The sequence below is a fragment of the Pseudomonas yangonensis genome (assembly GCF_009932725.1).
GTDB lineage: Bacteria > Pseudomonadota > Gammaproteobacteria > Pseudomonadales > Pseudomonadaceae > Aquipseudomonas > Aquipseudomonas yangonensis.
The window spans coordinates 377,519-394,851 of record NZ_BLJU01000005.1; the positions used below are offsets into that span (position 1 = coordinate 377,519).

19 protein-coding genes are annotated in these 17,333 nt (G+C 54.4%); 10 read left to right on the forward strand and 9 right to left on the reverse strand.

Annotation, left to right across the window (positions count from 1 at the left end; genetic code table 11):
* Positions 1-51: 51 nt before the first annotated feature.
* Together GYB81_RS10360 and GYB81_RS10365 are read left to right on the forward strand one after the other, a co-directional pair.
* Positions 52-327 carry a hypothetical protein gene (locus GYB81_RS10360; RefSeq protein ID WP_013716284.1) on the forward strand — a complete coding sequence of 92 codons (276 nt, stop codon included), beginning with the start codon at positions 52-54 and terminating at the stop codon, positions 325-327.
* Complete coding sequence (locus GYB81_RS10365; RefSeq protein WP_161865521.1) at positions 327-560, forward strand: type II toxin-antitoxin system RelE/ParE family toxin; 234 nt, start codon at positions 327-329, stop codon at positions 558-560. The genes GYB81_RS10360 and GYB81_RS10365 overlap by 1 nt, the downstream gene beginning before the upstream one ends.
* Before the next feature lie 553 nt (positions 561-1,113).
* On the opposite strand, the gene GYB81_RS10370 is transcribed toward GYB81_RS10365, so the two are convergent.
* Positions 1,114-1,467: a hypothetical protein gene (locus GYB81_RS10370; protein ID WP_178101812.1), complete on the reverse strand. Its 354-nt coding sequence runs from the start codon at positions 1,465-1,467 to the stop codon at positions 1,114-1,116.
* Positions 1,468-2,220: 753 nt separating this feature from the next.
* Complete coding sequence (locus GYB81_RS10375) at positions 2,221-3,159, reverse strand: LysR family transcriptional regulator (protein ID WP_161865515.1); 939 nt, start codon at positions 3,157-3,159, stop codon at positions 2,221-2,223.
* A gap of 110 nt (positions 3,160-3,269) precedes the next feature.
* On the opposite strand from GYB81_RS10375, the gene GYB81_RS10380 reads away from it, so the two are divergent.
* Both GYB81_RS10380 and GYB81_RS10385 read left to right on the forward strand, forming a co-directional pair.
* Positions 3,270-4,022, forward strand: coding sequence for a 3-oxoacyl-ACP reductase family protein (locus GYB81_RS10380; RefSeq protein ID WP_161865516.1), 753 nt, complete (start codon positions 3,270-3,272; stop codon positions 4,020-4,022).
* An 11-nt stretch (positions 4,023-4,033) separates the two neighbouring features.
* A complete protein-coding gene (locus GYB81_RS10385) occupies positions 4,034-4,630 on the forward strand; it encodes an NADPH-dependent F420 reductase (RefSeq protein WP_161865517.1) in 597 nt (198 codons plus the stop codon).
* 270 nt (positions 4,631-4,900) lie between these two features.
* Here GYB81_RS10385 and GYB81_RS10390 read toward each other — a convergent pair whose 3' ends face one another.
* Together GYB81_RS10390 and GYB81_RS10395 are read right to left on the reverse strand one after the other, a co-directional pair.
* The gene (locus GYB81_RS10390; RefSeq protein ID WP_161865518.1) at positions 4,901-5,707 is read right to left on the reverse strand and encodes an alpha/beta fold hydrolase; all 807 of its coding nucleotides are present in this window, start codon (positions 5,705-5,707) and stop codon (positions 4,901-4,903) included.
* A 14-nt stretch (positions 5,708-5,721) separates the two neighbouring features.
* Positions 5,722-6,105, reverse strand: coding sequence for a PaaI family thioesterase (locus GYB81_RS10395; RefSeq protein WP_161865519.1), 384 nt, complete (start codon positions 6,103-6,105; stop codon positions 5,722-5,724).
* 117 nt (positions 6,106-6,222) lie between these two features.
* Between GYB81_RS10395 and GYB81_RS10400 the strand changes: the two genes are divergently transcribed.
* On the forward strand, positions 6,223-7,191 hold the full coding sequence (locus GYB81_RS10400) for a GlxA family transcriptional regulator (RefSeq protein WP_161865520.1): 969 nt from the start codon (positions 6,223-6,225) through the stop codon (positions 7,189-7,191).
* A gap of 402 nt (positions 7,192-7,593) precedes the next feature.
* Here GYB81_RS10400 and GYB81_RS10405 read toward each other — a convergent pair whose 3' ends face one another.
* The 3 genes from GYB81_RS10405 to GYB81_RS10415 all read right to left on the reverse strand — a co-directional run bounded on the left by GYB81_RS10405 (position 7,594) and on the right by GYB81_RS10415 (position 11,005).
* Complete coding sequence (locus GYB81_RS10405; RefSeq protein WP_161865514.1) at positions 7,594-8,802, reverse strand: hypothetical protein; 1,209 nt, start codon at positions 8,800-8,802, stop codon at positions 7,594-7,596.
* Positions 8,802-9,572 (reverse strand): DUF429 domain-containing protein, encoded by a 771-nt coding sequence (locus tag GYB81_RS10410; protein WP_161865513.1) that lies wholly within the window; start codon positions 9,570-9,572, stop codon positions 8,802-8,804. The genes GYB81_RS10405 and GYB81_RS10410 overlap by 1 nt, the downstream gene beginning before the upstream one ends.
* Before the next feature lie 194 nt (positions 9,573-9,766).
* Positions 9,767-11,005, reverse strand: a complete 1,239-nt coding sequence (locus GYB81_RS10415; protein ID WP_161865512.1) for a hypothetical protein — start codon at positions 11,003-11,005, stop codon at positions 9,767-9,769.
* 60 nt (positions 11,006-11,065) lie between these two features.
* Here GYB81_RS10415 and GYB81_RS10420 point away from each other — a divergent pair, with 60 nt between their 5' ends.
* A complete protein-coding gene (locus GYB81_RS10420) occupies positions 11,066-11,380 on the forward strand; it encodes a hypothetical protein (protein WP_161865511.1) in 315 nt (104 codons plus the stop codon).
* A 104-nt stretch (positions 11,381-11,484) separates the two neighbouring features.
* Here GYB81_RS10420 and GYB81_RS10425 read toward each other — a convergent pair whose 3' ends face one another.
* Positions 11,485-11,913 (reverse strand): hypothetical protein, encoded by a 429-nt coding sequence (locus tag GYB81_RS10425; RefSeq protein WP_161865510.1) that lies wholly within the window; start codon positions 11,911-11,913, stop codon positions 11,485-11,487.
* Positions 11,906-12,634, reverse strand: a complete 729-nt coding sequence (gene stbB, locus GYB81_RS10430) for a StbB family protein (protein ID WP_161865509.1) — start codon at positions 12,632-12,634, stop codon at positions 11,906-11,908. Before stbB ends, GYB81_RS10425 begins: the two co-directional genes overlap by 8 nt.
* A gap of 666 nt (positions 12,635-13,300) precedes the next feature.
* Here stbB and GYB81_RS10435 point away from each other — a divergent pair.
* Genes GYB81_RS10435 through GYB81_RS10450 form a run of 4 tightly spaced genes read left to right on the forward strand, consistent with a single transcriptional unit; the run spans position 13,301 to position 17,304 of the window.
* The gene (locus GYB81_RS10435) at positions 13,301-13,627 is read left to right on the forward strand and encodes a hypothetical protein (protein ID WP_161865508.1); all 327 of its coding nucleotides are present in this window, start codon (positions 13,301-13,303) and stop codon (positions 13,625-13,627) included.
* Entirely contained in the window at positions 13,624-16,539 is a 2,916-nt protein-coding gene (gene mobF, locus GYB81_RS10440) for a MobF family relaxase (protein ID WP_161865507.1), read from the forward strand. Before GYB81_RS10435 ends, mobF begins: the two co-directional genes overlap by 4 nt.
* A complete protein-coding gene (locus tag GYB81_RS10445; RefSeq protein WP_161865506.1) occupies positions 16,539-17,012 on the forward strand; it encodes a 3'-5' exonuclease family protein in 474 nt (157 codons plus the stop codon). The genes mobF and GYB81_RS10445 overlap by 1 nt, the downstream gene beginning before the upstream one ends.
* Positions 17,013-17,016: 4 nt before the next feature.
* Positions 17,017-17,304, forward strand: a complete 288-nt coding sequence (locus GYB81_RS10450) for a hypothetical protein (RefSeq protein ID WP_161865505.1) — start codon at positions 17,017-17,019, stop codon at positions 17,302-17,304.
* Positions 17,305-17,333: the final 29 nt, after the last annotated feature.

The window sequence follows — 17,333 nt, forward strand, 5'->3', positions numbered from 1 at the left end:
CATACAACGTATATACGTTGTAGATACAGCTAAGACATGAGGTGACTCACCATGGCCAAAGAAGCCGTTTTCAATCTGAAGCTTGAACCCGAGTTGCGCGAAGGCTTCATGGCTGCCGCTCAAGCTGCACACCGGCCCGCCTCTCAGGTCATGCGTGACCTTATGCGCGACTTCATTCGCCAGCAGCAACAGGCCAAAGAGCATGATGAATTCGTGCAACGCAAGGTCGCTGCTGCCAGGGCATCGGTAGAGGCTGGTCGTGGCCGATCCAATGACGATGTAGAAGCTGAATTCGCCGCTCGCCGTGCTAAGGCCCTGGGTCACTGATGCAGGTTATTTGGACGCCCGAGGCCTTGCAGGATCGTCTGGATATCTGGGAGTACATCGCCACTGAAAACCCTCGCGCTGCCGTGCACATGGACGAGCTATTCAGTGCTGCTGCAGCCTCACTGGCTGACTTTCCCGACAAGGGCAGGCTGGGTTTGGTCGCCGGTACTAGAGAGCTGATCCCTCACGAGAATTACCGTCTGGTCTATCAGGCTGAGCGTGAAGCAGTCTGAATTCTCGCCCTGGTACACGTCGCCAGGATGTGGCCGCCGATCCAGGGCTAGCTGCAGTCTCTAGCCGCTTTCGACACTTCTTCGACACCTTGCATGCCGCAGATAGCAAAAACCCCCGAAACTCTAGGAATTTCAGGGGCTTAGGCTTGAGATATGGCGGGAAGATAGGGATTTGAACGCTGCCTACTGCACGTCCACGCCGCTCCAAGCATCGCTACAGCCCAGTGAATCCGGCGTCTGCTGGTTTGGGAAGGTTTGCAGCGGCCTGGATTTTGCCCCCAGTTTTGCCCCCAAAATACGCGGGGCAAAAATGCATCAGTTGATCCCTAGGGAAGGCGTATACCCCATTCTCCAAAAGGGACAAACCGTTTGCGGCTACGACTGCACCTAATAGACTCATACTATCATCAGGGCCTTACCCCATTTCAGCCACCTAGGCAGCCATGATTCAAAAGCTGCCGCTCAACGGTGTCTACCAAACTAGGGCGATTCAGGCCCGCATTATTAGGCGGGTGTACCGAGTGCGATTTTCCGCTCTCGGAGGCGACTACCCCTAAGCCGCTTCAGCGCGTCGCTTGTTCAAGCCGTCACGCCAGGCCTTGAGTGCTTCCAAGTCCTGACGCAGCTCTGGCTCCTCCGGAATAAACACAGGTATCTCGCTCGATTGACTGTGCTCGTAGCAGCTGTACTTGGTCATCAGCGTATCAATCAGTTCGCAGTCCTTTGGCTCAATGTCCTGGACAGCATGCAGCCGGTTATCGGTAGTAATGCTACGCCGGTGTCTGGCCACCAATGCAGCAATGTCCGTCGCCCCCAGTTCTCCATTTTTCAGAAGTCTGTCAGCGGCCTCTTGCAGCCAGTCATTTTGCTTAAGCAGCCATGTACGAATCTCTGCCTGGACATCCACTGTATTCCCTCCCTGATGGTAGCCAATGGCAAAAAGCTATCAGAGCCAGCAAGGCGGAGCTAGACCATTTACAGATGTGGACTACCCCCGCTCCGGTAGACATCCCCGGCCATTTGGCAGCCATGGAGAGCTCTGCTGTTGTAAGTCCTGCGCCGCCTTCTACTCCGTCAGGTCATGCAAACAGGCATGCCGGGAGCATAAAAAGCATCACTCTGAACCTAGTATACCGAGTATACTAAATAATTTTCATTATCATCTATTGACAGCTCAAGGGAGGGTTCGTAAGATGAAAGTGTTCTCGCAACCTTCACTGCCCTTGAGGCAGCTTAGAATGAGACAACGCAAAGCCTTCGGCCTGAGCGAGATCCGAAAGGATCAACTGCTTCACTACTTCACTGCCGTATGGCAGCTTAGAAAAAGGTGTTGGAAGCCTTGGCTTACAACCCTATTTCCCCACTAAAGTGGGGGTGTGTTCAAAACCGCCTTCGGGCGGTTTTGTCGTTTTGGCGGCGCGTATAACGGGCGCCTTTTTCAATCATCCCCTGCTCAAGACCTTTCCCGTTCCACCTTCGCCCTCAACAGCTTTAAGCCCGCAATCATTTAAGATGGATCGACATCTGAACCTCCCTGGTTCCGATTGCGCAATTGCACCCATCTGACCAGTCCATTGCATTGGCACTGACCACCGTGTGCATCTGACTTGACCACCGGACAGCAGCGATGCAACAGGCAGAAAACGGCCAGTAGCGGACATCAGCTACTCACCACAAGCCTCGCATCGAACCGTCTTCCCCACTTCTGATCACGGGAATGCTCGATCAGGTGATCAATGAACGCCCTTGTCTTGGCCGGTAACAGCTTCTGGCTGGCAAAGTAGAGCGAGATGGGGCCGGCATCGACATACCAGTCCGGTAAGACACGTTGCAGCGCACCGCTTTGCAGATGCGCCAGCACATCCGGTACGGCAAGCAGGGCTACGCCCAGCCCGAGCAACGCGCTCTGACATAGTGCTTGAGGATCGTTTACTAGCATCCTCGGGCGTAACTCCAGCGGCAGTCGCTCGCCCTTGGAGTTTTGCAGCATCCAGCTGCGCACCTTGCCGCTCTGAGCCGACCGCATGCCCAAGTGATCGAACTCCGCTAGCTGTTCTGGTCGACCTGGCGCTAACCGCCCGGCCAAATAATCCGGCGACGCCACCAGTACCAGATGCGCTGGCGCCAATTCCCGCGCCACCACGCCGGGCGTCAATTCGATGCCGCCGCCAATAGCTGCATCAAAGCCATCGGTGATCAGCTCTACCTGGCGGTTGTCGAAATGCCATTCAGGCGTGACTGCCGGGTAGCGGGCCAGGAACTCGGGCATCAGGGGGAGCAGATAGTCGCGTCCAAAGGCAGGTGCCGCCGACAGACGCAGCATCCCGGCCGGGGCACCGGCGCTACTGGTGAGATCGGCAATCGCCGCCTGGATGCTTTCAAGCCCGCCGCCCACATTGCCGAGAAAGCGTTCGCCAGCTTCAGTCAGAGTCAGGCGTCGGGTGCTGCGCTGAAACAGGCGCACGCCGAGGTTGCTTTCCAGCTGAGCCACGTTGCGGCTGATGGCCGCCGGCGTCAGACCCAGGCGACGTGCGGCTGCGGAGAAGCTACCGCACTCGGCGCTACGCACGAAGGACTCCAAATTAGCTAAGGTCTCCATAACCACACCTTCAATCATTGATTGAAGGTAATTCTAGTCATTACCCGCTACTGCGCGGAAAGCGAAAGGCGTTTCATGAGGACACCCACCACCCAAACGAGGTATGCATCATGAACCACATCAATCTTCCCCTGAACGGCCAGGTCGCCCTGGTGACCGGCGGATCGCGCAGCATCGGAGCCGCCATCGCCAAACGCCTGGCCGCCGACGGAGCCAGTGTCGCCATCACCTACAACGCCTCGCCAGCCAAGGCCGAGGCACTGGTCGGCGAGATAGTTGCCGCCGGTGGCAGGGCAATGGCTATTGCCGCCGATGCGGGCGACCCTCAGGCGGTGCGCAATGCGGTACAGAAGGTCGTCGGCACTTTCGGTCGGCTGGACATTCTGGTCAACAACGCCGGCATCAGCGTACTCGGCGCCCCGGAGGAGATCGCCTTCGAGGATTTCCAGCGCATTCTCGCGGTGAATGTGACCGGCGTGTTCGTCGCCACCCAGGAGGCGCTTAAGCACATGGGGCGCGGCGGGCGCATCATTCATATCGGCAGCTCCATGGTGCAGTACGCCGCCTTTGCCACCGCCTCAGCCTACACCCTGACCAAGGGCGCCTTGGCCGGTTTCAGTCGCGGGCTGGTGCGCGATCTCGGCCCGCGCGGCATCACGGTCAATACCGTGCATCCAGGCCCGACCGACAGTGACATGAACCCGGCGGATGGCCCAGTGGCCGATTTCGTCCGCCCCAACATTGCCGTCGGCCGCTACGGCGAGGGTCGCGATATCGCGGCTGCCGTGGCCTGGCTGGCCAGCCCCGAGGCGGCCTTCGTCAGCGGCGCCGAGCTGCTGGTAGACGGCGGTTTCACCGCCTGAGGAGAGATGACATGAAGATTGGGATCATCGGCGCTGGCGCCATAGGCACCGCCATCGCTCGCGCCCTGAGCAAGGCGGGTATCGAAGTCGCCATCGCCAATAGCCGTGGGCCGGACAGCTTGCAGAGCCTGGTTGACGAATTGGGGCCGAAGGTCATAGCGGTAAGCCGGGAGCAAGCCGCCCAGGCTGACATCGTATTTCTCGCGGTGAACTGGTCGAAAATTCCCGCCGCGCTAGAAAACCTGTCTCCCTGGAATGGACGCATCGTGGTCGACGCCAACAATCCCATCGAGGCACCGACTTTTCGTCCCTTCGATCTGGGCGGCGAGAGCTCTAGCGAAGTGGTTGCGCGGATGCTTCCCGGGGCGCGCTTGGTCAAGGCGTTCAACCACCTGCAACCGGCGCTGCTAAGTGGCGATCCCACGGCCGAGGGAGGCCGAAGGGTGCTGTTCTACTCAGGCGAGGATGCCGAGGCCAAAGTCGAAGTAGCACAGTTGATCGAGCGACTGGGGTTCGCCGGTATCGACCTGGGTGGCCTAAGCGAAGGGCGCTTGGCGCAGTTCCCCGGAGGGCCATTACCAGCACTTAACCTGGTGAAGCACGGATGACCCACAGTCGGCGGACGCTCCAGGCGTCCGCTTCTGGCCGATTCTGTTGAAAAAGTCGGTTCCGTCCCGACGCACTCGCCTGAAGTCGGAAAAATGCCCGAATGACGCGTTGCTATGCGGAATCTGGAGCAATTCAGTGCCGGCATTGGCTCAGATTTCAACGTAGGCCGCCCACTTTCGCGGGCGAAAATCACAGAGGGACTTTTTCAACAGAATCGGCCGGGACTTGCCCATCGCATCAGGCTTAAACCAGCCAAAAGCAGACAGTAGCTAACGGGCGAACACCGCATTATTTGATCGGGCGAGAAATCTAGTTATGACTGCCAGCACGGTTTCCGGGTGCTCCCGATGTGGTACATGTCCGCAATCAAGCAGAATTCGCAACTCACTGGGGCCGGGTGCCAACGCACAGATACGCTCGGGATGAAGCCGTGAACCGTATTCGTCATGATCGCCATGTAGGGCAAGCAGTGGGCACTCGACCTTAGCCAGTTGCCCGTCCAGGCTCCACTGGCTAAAGGCGTCCGACAGCCAGGTGTCGATCCAGGCGCGCAGCACCCAATCTGCTTTTTCGGCGTGATAGCGCTGTAGCCGTTCCAGCTGCCCCGGCATTGCGAATTGCTGCTCCGCGACACGAATCCCATCCAATGTCGCGGTATCCACGAAGGCTTGCGCAGCTTCGGTGATTAGTCCCCGGCAAGCCTCTGCATAAACAGCCGCACAGCCAACTGCCATACCGCCACCGACGCTGTGGCCGAGTAGCACGAACTGGCTCAGGCCAAGTTGTTGGTAAAGGGCGCGAAAACTGCCATGAGCCTCATCCTCGATAAAGCTTGGCGGCAGCATACCCGAGTAGGCGGCAGAGCGCCCAAAGCCCAGACGGTCGTACGCGATCACACGGCGCCCACTGGCTTGCGCCAGGCGAACAGGGAAGTCTCGCCACAAGGCCACGCAGCCCAGCGAATCGTGCAACAGTACGATTGGAGTACCGCAATCCTCGGATGGAGTCCAGCTCTGGGCAAAGAGCTGTCCGTGTGCAGTATCGATCCAGTGTTGGCAGGTAGATATCTGGTGCATGGGAACGTATTCCACTACTCGCTGAGGCGGTAGGCCGAGGCGCTGAAAAGGGCGATACGCGTGTCCCGAATGTCCGTCACCAGCACCTGGTAGTGAGCGATTCTTTTTGAACTACCCATTAGGGTTGCGGTGGCGATCAGTACATCTCCCTCGGCTTTGCTCATGTAGCGCACCTCGGCTTGCAGACCGATGTACACCGCAGTGCCAGCATTGCAGGCCGCAGCAAAAGCGACATCGGCCAGGGAAAAAATCAGCCCCCCATGGACACCGCCCAGTGCATTGCGATGTTGTTCTCCGATATGTAGCTGGCACGCCGACTGCTCGAAGCTGCTGTGCAGCGGCTCGATCCCAAGAAGCTCGGCGAAATGATCCTGAGCACCGGTGCTGCCTGCTTGCATCTTTGTATCCCCAACGACTGACTGTATCTGCATGAATGCTCGAAAGAGTATTCTTAAAGCAGAGCGAGAGCAGTGTTCTAAAGGGATTATCGATAGTCTGATCAGGCCATATAGCTCATGAGGAAGGTTGCAATTCTGTCCTACGAAGGTTGCTGGGGCATGGGGGTGTTCACTGCGACGGATTTCTTCCGCATCGTCGCTTTGCTCGAACAGCATTTGGGCCTGACGCAAACCTATGTGGTCGAAGTGCTTTCCTCGGACGGCGCAGAAGTTTGTGCGGCCAGTGGACACATTATCCAGCCCGATGCCGCCATCACCGAGACAGGCGATTACGATCTGCTGGTGATACCCCCGGTTGAAGGCGCACGCCTTTCCGCAGGCTTCTCTCCTGATGCCCATGTGCTGGCCTGGCTGATCGCTCACCAAGCAAATGGTGCACGAGTGCTGGCAATGACCACTGGCGTCTGCTTTGTGGCGGCGGCAGGTCTTGCCGACCATGTGCTGCTGGCTACGCACTGGGCCTATGCACGTCAGCTGAAGAGGCGCTATCCCGCATGCCAATTCGTCCCACAGCAGTCCTATCTACAAGCTGGAGGCATCTGGAGTACGGGGACACTGAACGGCGCATTCGATGCACTGCTGGAGATACTGGCCCAGGATCGTGGTGACCAGTTCGCACAACTGTGTGCCACCCACCTGCTGGTTTCGGCACCAGAACGGCTCAACCCCATCCTTCCCGGCCATCGCAATCACTGTGACGAAGCGATTCTCAAGCTACAAGACTGGATCGAATCGCATCATGCCGAAGCTATCACCATCGAGCGAATGGGCCGCGAGGTGGGGCTCGCAGAGCGCACGTTGAAGCGCCGTTTCCAGCAGGCCACCCGGCTGCCCCCCAACCTCTATGTGCAAAAAGTGCGAATCGACAAAGCCAAGAAGCTGCTTTTGGCCAGCAATCTGTCGGTCAAGGTAATTGCTTATGAGGTGGGCTATGAAAACGTAAGTTTCTTCGTGCGACTGTTCAAAACCCAGGTAGGGCAGACACCGTCAGAATGGCGAAAGTGCGTGGCCATATCCACGCCTTAGCAGTTGTTCTTGCTGACCGCGCCGAGGGGCTGCTGTTGGCCGCTTTCTGCCTATTGCGGCGCTGCTTTCCGGTGGTCAAGTCAGATGCACACGGTGATCAGCGCCAATGCAAAAGACCGGTCAGGTGGGTGAAATTACGCATCCAATAGCCCACCTTAAAGTTTCCATTTCAATTCCCTATTTTGAGACCAGGCTGTTTCCGATACTGACCCCGCACGCAAATTCCTGCGGGCAGCCATTGGAGGAGACGGCCATGAGCCAGAAAAGTGATCAAGACAACCACGCTAACCAGCTGAACCCCAACCATGACTCCTACTGGGAGTCACGTGGGTACGATGAGCGTCCTGAGGACTGGGAGGATCGAATCTGATCACCCGAATTGAAGGCGCCTTTACGGCGCCTTCAGTTTTCTATGGGCTTGCCCAACAAGCAGCGAGCTTTCCGGTACTCGGCTTCATACACGCCCATGAGCGAAATCAGTAACTCAGTCGGCCAACCAGCGCGCTGCAAATCTCGAATGACTATGGACATGGTCTCGGCAAAACGAAACACGCAGGCTCCCTCCCAGTAATTTGCTTGTGCATCGAGCGGCAGCTCACCTCTTTGCTTGATGTGCAGGTCATAACTGACCTTGATCAGATCCAGAAGCATCTGGAAAGACGGACGCCCTCCTTTGAGTTGCACCCAGTTCCGAAGCAGGCGAATTCTTGATTCCGGCCCCATGTCATCGTGTGCAGCCCAGAGCTTTCCGAGATAAGTGACAGGCCCTGGCCTTTTCTTGGTTGAGCCTGCAAGGGACGCGAGCTTTTCGAGTGCTGCCTCCATAGGGTTTGACCATGACTGGGTTGATACGCACCACTTCGGTATGACCCAGGTTGCACGGATTACATTCTGTGTCCCTTCCTCTACTTCGAACTCCCAGTTAGCTACCTGCGAATCCGCCATGAACCATGCGGCCAGCCTGAGTAGCGCCGCCCAGCTATCGGCAGACATCAGATGAGCAAGTGCTCTGCTCTGCACGAGCTCGTCTTCGTTGAGGTCATGCAGCAGATCAAGCATCGGCTGACGGCTTGCCGGACATCCGAGCAGGTCAACCACCTCTGATGAGGTGTAGGCTAGAAAACGATCACGCTTATTTGGCAATGAGCGAATCACTCGCCCACTGAGCTCGGAGAGTGAGTACAGCTTGTCCTTCCAGTAGTTCAGTACTGCCGGGTTAAGGCGAGACAGCTCAAGCAACCCAAGCCAGCTTGTGATTGTTGGAACGGTGAAGCCTTTTTCCATTTGAGCTCTGGAGAGCTCTATTGACTGCCTGGGTATAGGCACAGCCCGGATGAACCGGTGTTGCGCCTTGATAGAAATATCTGAAGCTGGTTGCGAAAGATACTTCAGCGCAGTTTTACTCGTTGGAAGCCCTTTGCGAATCGACCTGCTTGCCTCCCAGACAGAGCGGAGGTTGATATCAAGCAAGGCAAAGACCTTCTCCACTGGAAGCAACAGCACCGCTTCGCGGAGGTAAACCTCCTTGTCGCCAAATTCTGCCAGGTACTCTGATAATTCATCCTGGCTGAGCAGAACGCTGTCTTCATATGTCGAAGAATTCGCATTCATTACGCCGGGTTACCCAAGCCATCAACTGGAGCGAAGATCCAGCCTTCCTTGACGGGTACATTTGGCTCCGGCTGGAGCAGCTTTTCCGGCTGAAAGTGAAATAGCCAGGCGATCAGGGCGCAGGTCAATGCGTCCAGTTCATCCCCATGATGGAATCCCTCTGGCAGTTCACCACCGGCTTGCCCCCTAACACCGAATTCATGATGCAATTCGGCCATACTGGTCGAGCGCTTGCAGCCACTGGGATATGCCTCAATTGCACGCAAGCCCGCACCATCCGTCCATACCCCGCAGGTCTCAATTTGAGGGGCGAAACGGGCCAGCACATGCATGCCCTTGGTGGCCTGGCTACCGATCATGTCTTTCAACGCTGACAGTGGACTCAGCCCCCGCTCAAATAGAAGACGCTCAGTTCGGCGGAACAGGTATGGATTCTCTGATGATCGATCAATTGAGTCAGCCGCATGGCTGTTTATCAACAGATCGATGAATCCTTGAGAAAAACCCAACGGGGTATCGATGGCCAAGACCACCGGTGCGGATTGGCCATGGTCATCCAGTTCGCAAAGTCCCAAGAGCCGATTGATAAAATCATCTGTACCCACTGACTGATTGATTACACGGCGAAGGCTTCCGCGCCAGGGCCTCCCCATGAGCTTCCGCTGGCTATCGAGAACGACCAGGGCATCGCGACTGCTGGGGTTCTTGTCGCAGTTCCAGGCTCCTACGTCCCAGCCAATGAAAAGCCCTGAGCTTGCATAAGCAGCCATGCTTTACCCTCTTGCTTAGTGGTGTACATAGGTCAATCCCCGCACCGCGCATCAGCGCTGAGCGAGGAAAGAGCCACTCAATCCTTGGGGAAGCGTCTATTCCATTCTCAAAGCAGGCCTCACCATGTGCGGCCATGACGGCATGGCATAGACGCAGGCTTGCATCAGGGCCTTTCCCCGTTCCGCCAGTGCCCTCAGCGGCGGCGGTCTTTCGCAGCGGGCTTCTTGCGCAGCCAAGCATATTGAACAGGATCAATACTCAGCAGTTGGCCAATCACAGAATCTCGTTTCTCATGCGGCATACGCCCTAACAGAGATCGAATTTCTGACTCGATGCTGCCAGGTTTAGCGCCCCGCTCCTCAGCCTTCGAATACCAGTCATGGCCCACGGCGATGTGCCCCAACTCAATATTCAATGCCCCCAGAAGAGTGCAGGGTCGAAAACTATTCGGCAAAAGCCGATGCGCTTCATCCGCCAACTGGAGTGCATCGTTATAGCGACCTAGATCGCGCATCACGCCACCATGGGTGGTGCGAACCGCCGACTTCAGCTTGGCTTGCTTAAGGGCCCCATCCTGGATCTTATTCAGGAGATCATGCGCTTCCTGCGAGGCATCGCATTTGCGCAGGTGACCACTAGCATTCACTAACTGCCAGATATCTCCCGCCTTGCGAAACTCGCCCAGGTAGTAGTTGGCCTCAAGCCGATTGTGGGCATGGAGGATTTCCTCAGTTGCGTACTCCCTGCCCTCGCTTTTCAGCCACACTGCGTCTTCTTCTGAAAGACGCTTTGCGCCGTCCAGCTTGCGCAAAATCGCCATCAGTTGCCTGAAATCAGACTCATCGACGAAGCCGTCAACACCATACCGCTCTCGCAGCTCGCGATTTCTTTGACGAGCTATATATTTCGGATCGCTTTCTCGCTGAAGCCTCTCGGCATGGAGGCGAGCCATCATGGCTGCGTGGCGAGCCTCAGCCTCCTCCCGCTCAACCTGCCTCTGTTGATCAACAGTCTTCTGGCGCTCTAAAGCAGCTGCAACCCTATACGACTGCTCAATCGGTGCAAGCTGAAGAAACTGTGATTCAGAAATATCGCCAGCAACGAATTGCGCCAGACTCTTGAGCCCATTTTCAGTCAGAAAGCGCAGCCCTAGGGCAGTCAATGATTTACCGTGGGAAACAGTTTCCAATAGGTTAGACAGGCGTGAACCAGTGACTGAAGCCCCCGGTAGATCATCAACCCAAAACCGTTTGGCAAGGGTCAAATGGTTGTCTGACATCAGCACTGTCCTTAGCAGAATGGTACGCACGGTAATGCCATCATACCCCATCACAGCTGCCCACGAGTCAGCCATGGAAAAACGACCTACGCTTACCAATACATCATTCGAGAGAACTGCTATATTAAACATCAACACCCAGCATTGACGCATGTCCGTGCTTTCTGCCGAACAGGCAGCTGTATCACTCCCACTTACATATAGGAGTTAGCAATGCTAATCCAGCTGCTTGACTATTCGATTGAAAATGAAGGCTCTACCAATGCCTGGGCTAACATTTCGATTAAAATTGATAACATTGGCCCGATAAGGTGGCACATAACTCCAAGCGAATGGAACCAACAGGATTTCGACATTGGAATTGGCGCCCCATCGGATGCAATTGACATCTCCGGCCTTTCCGCCGCAGAGAAAACCCAGCTTTTCGGAGCAGTCATGGAGGATGAGGACATCTACGACTTGGAGTCCAAAGTTTCTCAAGCCCTGAAATCCGAATTTAAAGAGATCATGAGCAAAATCAAAAGCTAACCCATAGTAGCCACTGAGCAAATATAGACCCACTTAAGCCCGCAGCCTCGCTCGGGCTTTTTCAGCTCAAAGGCCATTTATTGGATCCTTCCCACGCACCACTACTAGTTAATCAACGTCTGCACAAACCAGAAGCTTCCGCCCCCCATCACACCTCCTATCAGCAGTAAGAAAGACGCCAATATCCATCCGAAACTGCCTACGGAATTTTTCTTTTTTCTTACTGCCCGTCTTTTCGAGCACGCGGCCAACAGCTCCTCAATCCTTAACACCCGCTCATCCAACTCCTTTGACGAGTTACTAGACAGTTCAGTTCCAATGCGTTCCACCCTTGAGGCTTCAAAGGAAAGCCACTCGATGATCTCGATTAATCCAGGAGCCCCTTCAGCCCCATGAAGCATGACTTCTAAGCGCTCAAGCTTATCAACAGATGCATTTATGAAATCCAACCTTCCTATAATTTCATCAACGTACTCATAGAGAAGCCGAATTTGGTTTTCATGTCTTGTCAAGGGTCGCTTAAACTCACTCATACCCACCCCCACACAAAACCAAGAAAGCCTCATCAAGCTGACGCGAAGTAGACTCTGCCTTCTTGCCAACGTTGAGCATTTTTACCAGTCGATAATATTCATCAGGACTGGACGCATGCTTCCTCAACCCCTCTTTTATTTCCTTTAGATTTGGTACAAGCTTTTCACAAGCGACCTTAATACTCATCTTCAAATCAGCCAGATCCGCATAAATATCATTCTCGAAAACCATGCAACGTGGATCCGCAATGAATTCCCCCGTGCTTTGAGCAGCGTGGATAATTTCAGGAAATTCCTCAGAAACGTCTCTTTTGACCCTATTAAAAACGACTCTGATTCGCTCCTTTTCCACCCCCATCGCAGCCAGCATACGCGCAGTTAGAATGGACTCTGCTTGCTCTTTAGCTCCAGGAACAACCGGAACCATGAACAGGTCGACCTCGTCATGGCCAGCATTGAATGACGTCAGCCCCTCGAAAAATGCTTCAGAATTGGAGGCACCAACATCGACGACCAGATCATCGTTCACTACCATTTCCAAATAAATCTTCTTGAACTCCTCGCCCCTTAACATTCCAGAAGCGCTCACTAAGTCACGAGAGTCCTGATTAATTGACTCCACAACCAATAGCTTTGCACCGTTCATTCGCGGAACAAGCATATGAGCTGACAATGTAGACTTACCTTGATTCCCACTGATACCCGCAACAACCACCTTCATAATAATCACCTATTTTTAAAAAATTTATATAATTCAACCGGATTACTAATTGACTCCTTCCTAGCCACTGGCAACCCTACACCCTCAACTCTACTTAGCTCTCGCTGCACAGTAGCATCGAGACCACTCCTATTCCTGATCAACCCTCGCCCCGCGATCCTCAAATAGATTTCATATTCCTCTTTCATGTCATTAACCAAAAATCGATATAGACTCGATAGAGAAATAGTGACCCCATCATTTGCCAGACAATCTCTAATCTCCTGCAACGTTTTATACGCCATTAACGATTCGCTCAAAAAATCACGCCTGGAATGTAGAGCAATTCTTGCCTTCCCCTTCGACATACCGCCCCCTCTTTTTAATCATTATGCGCACACTTAAATAACAATAGAAGTTTACAGACTTGGAATACTGGTTATATAAACAAGTATTTTTGAAAACATGCCATTGCACGTGAAAACTCAAGGCAACACGTGAGCACACGAGACCACAAACGAAAGCAATCAAAAGCACGAAAACAAGAAAGAAAAACTTTTAACACTGCTGCACCTTCTTCGAAGGTTGCATCAGCGTAAAACCCCAGCCCACAAACATGCAGTTGCACCAATGCATGCTCATATGCATTTACTAAATGCGTAGTAAGCATATTTAACGAGGCATGCCATGAGAAAGATTTACAGCCAAAGCATTAACAACCACTCAACCCAGGTAGCGATAGATAATCTCGCCAAATCCTTGGATGTAGCTCAAAGCCGTATTCTTGAGACAATTCTAAACGCCATTGATATAGACGACTTGGTGGCCTTGATCACCCGCCAACTATCATTAAAAAGCACTAATACAATCAGACTAGACAGCCCCACATCTCAACTTATTCGAGACGAAATCGCTCATTCGATTTCGCTACTAAGCAACAGGGTAATAGATGCGGCAGCCGAGGGAGCCAAAACAGGCGTCATGTCCCTTCTTGAGACTGGGGAAACGATATGAGTATTTTTACGATTGATAAATTTTGCTCAAAAGATATTGCATCACGAGCCGAATACAATGAAATCGGCCTTGAACTAACATATTCTCGATCAGGGTCAGAGGACTATTACTTTAAAGCCAACAGCGACACACTGCTGGCTGCTCTAGTTGGAAGCGGGGCACGTAAACTTAATCTTGGGATAATGCCCAGACCTGGGGACTACCAAGCATTGATGTCCGGTATAAATCCTAGAACTGATCAGGCGTTCTGTAGCAAGACAAGACAAACTCAACTACAAACTGACAATCACGCCCTGGCCGGATTTTCCACATCATTCAACGTCGAAAAATCGCTCTCATTGCTCTACGCCACCCTCCCCCGTGATCAGCAGATCAAATTTGAGCAAGCGATGATGGAGGCCGCCAGCCGCACCATCCAGCACCTCGAAGAAGGTGGCCACTTTGCATACCGAACAGGTGCGCAAGGAAGCGAGACGCATCCTGGTGAGGTCGTTGCTGCGACATACCTCCACTTCACAAATCGCAACCAAGAACCGCATCTTCACGTCCACGCCGAAATCCCCAATTTGATTCTAGGCATCGACGGCCAGTGGAGAACACTTGATGCCCGTGAGCTATACCGACGCCAGGTTGAGATTGGAGCTCTGTTTGATGCCAGCCTCGCCAGCATCCTGCAACGCGATCTTCCAGAAGTAGCCGATCATCTTGAGTGCGCTCCTGAACGTAGTGGGTTGGTTGTCGCTGGCATTGATCGCAATACTGTCATGCGCTTTTCGACACGCCGCCAGGAAATTCAGGATGGCCTGCAAGCCATGGGAGCTTCAGGTGCGGACGCAGCGCGAGCTGTCGCCAAAAGAACACGCCAAGCCAAGGCAGGGGTGGAAGGAACGGTACTGCGTCAGGAATGGAAATCCTGCCTTTCAGATATTTCCCCCACCCAGGGAGATCTCACGCCAGCCACTTTGCTAGCCGTCGAGGCCATGGTCTTCAAGAACAGCAGCGTCTTCAAAAAGCATGATCTTGACCGTGCTGTCGCGATGCTCAGCATCCTCCACGGCGGAATCGGATCACTCCCCGAAATTGAGTCTGCCGTCGCGCAGCAGCTGGGAGTTGTGCGGCTGCCAGCCAGTCCTGGAGCAGAACCATTATTTACGACCGAAACCTTCAGGCAGCTCGAAGTCGATCTGCTGCGCTTTGCTCGCAAAGCGTCAAGACATAGTCAGCACTTCGCCCTGTCCGACCTGCAAATCCAACAGGCATTGCGACAATGCGAACAGGAGAAAGGTTTTCCCCTACGCGATGAGCAGGTTCAGGCCATGCTACACGCCACAGATGGCAAGCAGATCTCAATAATTCAGGGCGCTGCGGGTACCGGAAAGTCTGCGTCACTCGCTGCGCTCAATATCGCCTACAGCTCAGCTGGGCATCGTGTACTGGGTCTTGCACCATCAGGTGCCGCGGCGGCAGAACTTCAAAAAAGCTCCGGCATTGACTCGCAGACTATTCATGCGCTGCTCATGCAACTTGAGAACGATAACGCCCGGAAACCATTCCATCTGACCGACCGTGACGTGCTCGTCCTGGATGAAGCCGGCATGGTCGATACCCGTACGCTGCACAAGCTCATGAGTCATGTGGATGCAGCAGGGGCAAAGATCGTGCTGGTAGGGGACTCTAAACAGCTGGAAGCGGTTGGCTCTGCCTCAACGCTGCACATGCTCACCCAGCATTTGGGCTCTGCACGACTTGAGCAGATAGCTCGCCAGCGCGACAGCGCGGACAGGGCAATCAGTCAGGCTTGGTTCTCAGATACTCAAGATGCGCCGGCAATGATGCAGCAGCGCGGGTTACTCCGCGTCGCCAGCCCTGACCAACCATCCCCGATTGAACAAATGCTCATCGATGCTGCTCAGGTGCACAAGGAAGGCGCAGCCTGGAACGAAATCCTCCTGCTCGCTGATCGCAACCGTGACGTGACCATGCTCAACCAACGCGTACGAGAAATACGTATGGCAAACGCTGAGCTGGACAGTTCAGCCGAAAAGGTTATCCAGGTGAGCAGTGACAAAGGGTATACCCGACAGCTTGCGCTTTGTCCGGGCGACCGCATCATGCTGCGCAAAAACGCAAAGCTTGATGGCACCCCAGTCTTCAATGGAGACCGTGCAAGCGTCACTCGGATCGAATTTCGCACGTCGAGCACTGATGAATCCCAGGTAGAAACGCTCCTGCATGCTCGCCTGGATCGCTCCGGCGCGGAAATATGCTGGCGGCTTGGCGACTACGATAAGCTGGATCACGCTTACGCCATGACCGTGCACAAATCCCAAGGGCTCACTGTCGAACATGCGTTTTACTTGGTGAGCGAAACAACGGATCGCCGCTCTGCATACGTCGCGTTCACGCGCGCCAAAGAGGCCTGCCCGTTTTACCTGTCCCCCGTGTGCGAATCCGCATTCGCGAACAGAACGAGTGCGTTCAAGTCAAAAATGACGGCACTTGACGCTGATCCAGAAACTAAGAAGCGAGTGCTCAAGCTACCCGTTGGATTAGATGAGACAGCCATCCGCACCCAGCAACCAGCAGTAAAAGAATTACTGGAGAAGGCCGGAGCTCATTTTTCATACTCTGATAAAACCGAAACACCCCAGCCTGCCGCCCCAGATCCGTTAGCAAATCCAATTAGCATCCCCCCGCCTCAGCCGGGGTCACGGACAAAGCTAAACTTCCTGATTGAGCGTCTAAGGGAACGCTTGGGCATTGTCAGGCAGACAGGAAAAACTATTCAGAGCTCCAAATCGTCTTGGCCGCTAGCTGATGCATCAGTCGAAGATTCGCGTGTCGTAAAGCATCGCCACAGCGCCACTCCAAGATCACATCTAGCGGTATCACCTTCGCCGGAGCACGCCTGATGCGCCTGTACTTGGATACGGAATTTACACAACTCAACCCCCTTACCTACCAACTGATCAGCCTTGCTTTGGTTTCGGAGGACGGTCAGGAGTTCTATGTAGAGTTGGTGGACAACTGGACGGAAGACGAATGCTCCGACTTCACTCGATCCATCGTTCTGCCCCAGCTCGACTTGCCCCGCTACGGTAGGACTACAGAGCAGGCCAGGAGGGAGTTACTCTCATTTCTCAGCTTGATTGGTCACGCTGAAATCATCAGCGACGCCATGAACTGGGATTGGCCACTGCTCCTTGGGTTGGCGGGGTCAAAAGGCCTCCCTGAAGGTATTGAGGCGGGTAGCATCCCCGCCGAAATTCAAGGCGATATTGGAGATCTCAGCGATGCCCCGCACCATGCACTTTTGGACGCTCGGCAGCTAGCAGCAATCGTGGAGCACCATATCCACAGCCCTGGCACCGTAAACCTGGAGTGAACCGATGAATGTCGCTCAACTGATTCAGCTACTCAGCGATTACCCTGCCGATACGGAAGTTCTCGTGGAGGGCTACGAAAACGGTTACGACCCAGTTCACTCGCTGTCCACAAAGACAGTAGCCAAGGTTCTGAATGCCGCTGACTATGATGGCCTTTTCGATACCCCGGACAACCTTGAGCTGGAAGCCCCTGGCGAAAAACTGACAGGCTTTAAAGCTATGGCGCGAAAAGAAAATGGCGAACGCATGAACTGCGTTGTGATCGCCGGTCTGCGAGGCCACAAACGATAACCTACGGCAGCTTGCAACCGGCGCTCATG

Bases quoted from the DNA above. Each gene is read 5' to 3' on its own strand.
- GYB81_RS10385 (WP_161865517.1), top strand. From the start codon at position 4,034: ATGAAGATTGGGATCATCGGCGCTGGCGCCATAGGCACCGCCATCGCT.
- GYB81_RS10450 (WP_161865505.1), top strand. From the start codon at position 17,017: ATGAATGTCGCTCAACTGATTCAGCTACTCAGCGATTACCCTGCCGAT.
- GYB81_RS10390 (WP_161865518.1), bottom strand. From the start codon at position 5,707: ATGCACCAGATATCTACCTGCCAACACTGGATCGATACTGCACACGGA.
- GYB81_RS10405 (WP_161865514.1), bottom strand. From the start codon at position 8,802: ATGAATGCGAATTCTTCGACATATGAAGACAGCGTTCTGCTCAGCCAG.
- GYB81_RS10375 (WP_161865515.1), bottom strand. From the start codon at position 3,159: ATGGAGACCTTAGCTAATTTGGAGTCCTTCGTGCGTAGCGCCGAGTGC.
- GYB81_RS10365 (WP_161865521.1), top strand. From the start codon at position 327: ATGCAGGTTATTTGGACGCCCGAGGCCTTGCAGGATCGTCTGGATATC.
- GYB81_RS10395 (WP_161865519.1), bottom strand. From the start codon at position 6,105: ATGCAAGCAGGCAGCACCGGTGCTCAGGATCATTTCGCCGAGCTTCTT.
- GYB81_RS10420 (WP_161865511.1), top strand. From the start codon at position 11,066: ATGCTAATCCAGCTGCTTGACTATTCGATTGAAAATGAAGGCTCTACC.
- GYB81_RS10380 (WP_161865516.1), top strand. From the start codon at position 3,270: ATGAACCACATCAATCTTCCCCTGAACGGCCAGGTCGCCCTGGTGACC.
- GYB81_RS10435 (WP_161865508.1), top strand. From the start codon at position 13,301: ATGAGAAAGATTTACAGCCAAAGCATTAACAACCACTCAACCCAGGTA.
- GYB81_RS10400 (WP_161865520.1), top strand. From the start codon at position 6,223: ATGAGGAAGGTTGCAATTCTGTCCTACGAAGGTTGCTGGGGCATGGGG.
- GYB81_RS10410 (WP_161865513.1), bottom strand. From the start codon at position 9,572: ATGGCTGCTTATGCAAGCTCAGGGCTTTTCATTGGCTGGGACGTAGGA.
- mobF (WP_161865507.1), top strand. From the start codon at position 13,624: ATGAGTATTTTTACGATTGATAAATTTTGCTCAAAAGATATTGCATCA.
- GYB81_RS10360 (WP_013716284.1), top strand. From the start codon at position 52: ATGGCCAAAGAAGCCGTTTTCAATCTGAAGCTTGAACCCGAGTTGCGC.
- GYB81_RS10425 (WP_161865510.1), bottom strand. From the start codon at position 11,913: ATGAGTGAGTTTAAGCGACCCTTGACAAGACATGAAAACCAAATTCGG.
- stbB (WP_161865509.1), bottom strand. From the start codon at position 12,634: ATGAAGGTGGTTGTTGCGGGTATCAGTGGGAATCAAGGTAAGTCTACA.
- GYB81_RS10415 (WP_161865512.1), bottom strand. From the start codon at position 11,005: ATGCGTCAATGCTGGGTGTTGATGTTTAATATAGCAGTTCTCTCGAAT.
- GYB81_RS10445 (WP_161865506.1), top strand. From the start codon at position 16,539: ATGCGCCTGTACTTGGATACGGAATTTACACAACTCAACCCCCTTACC.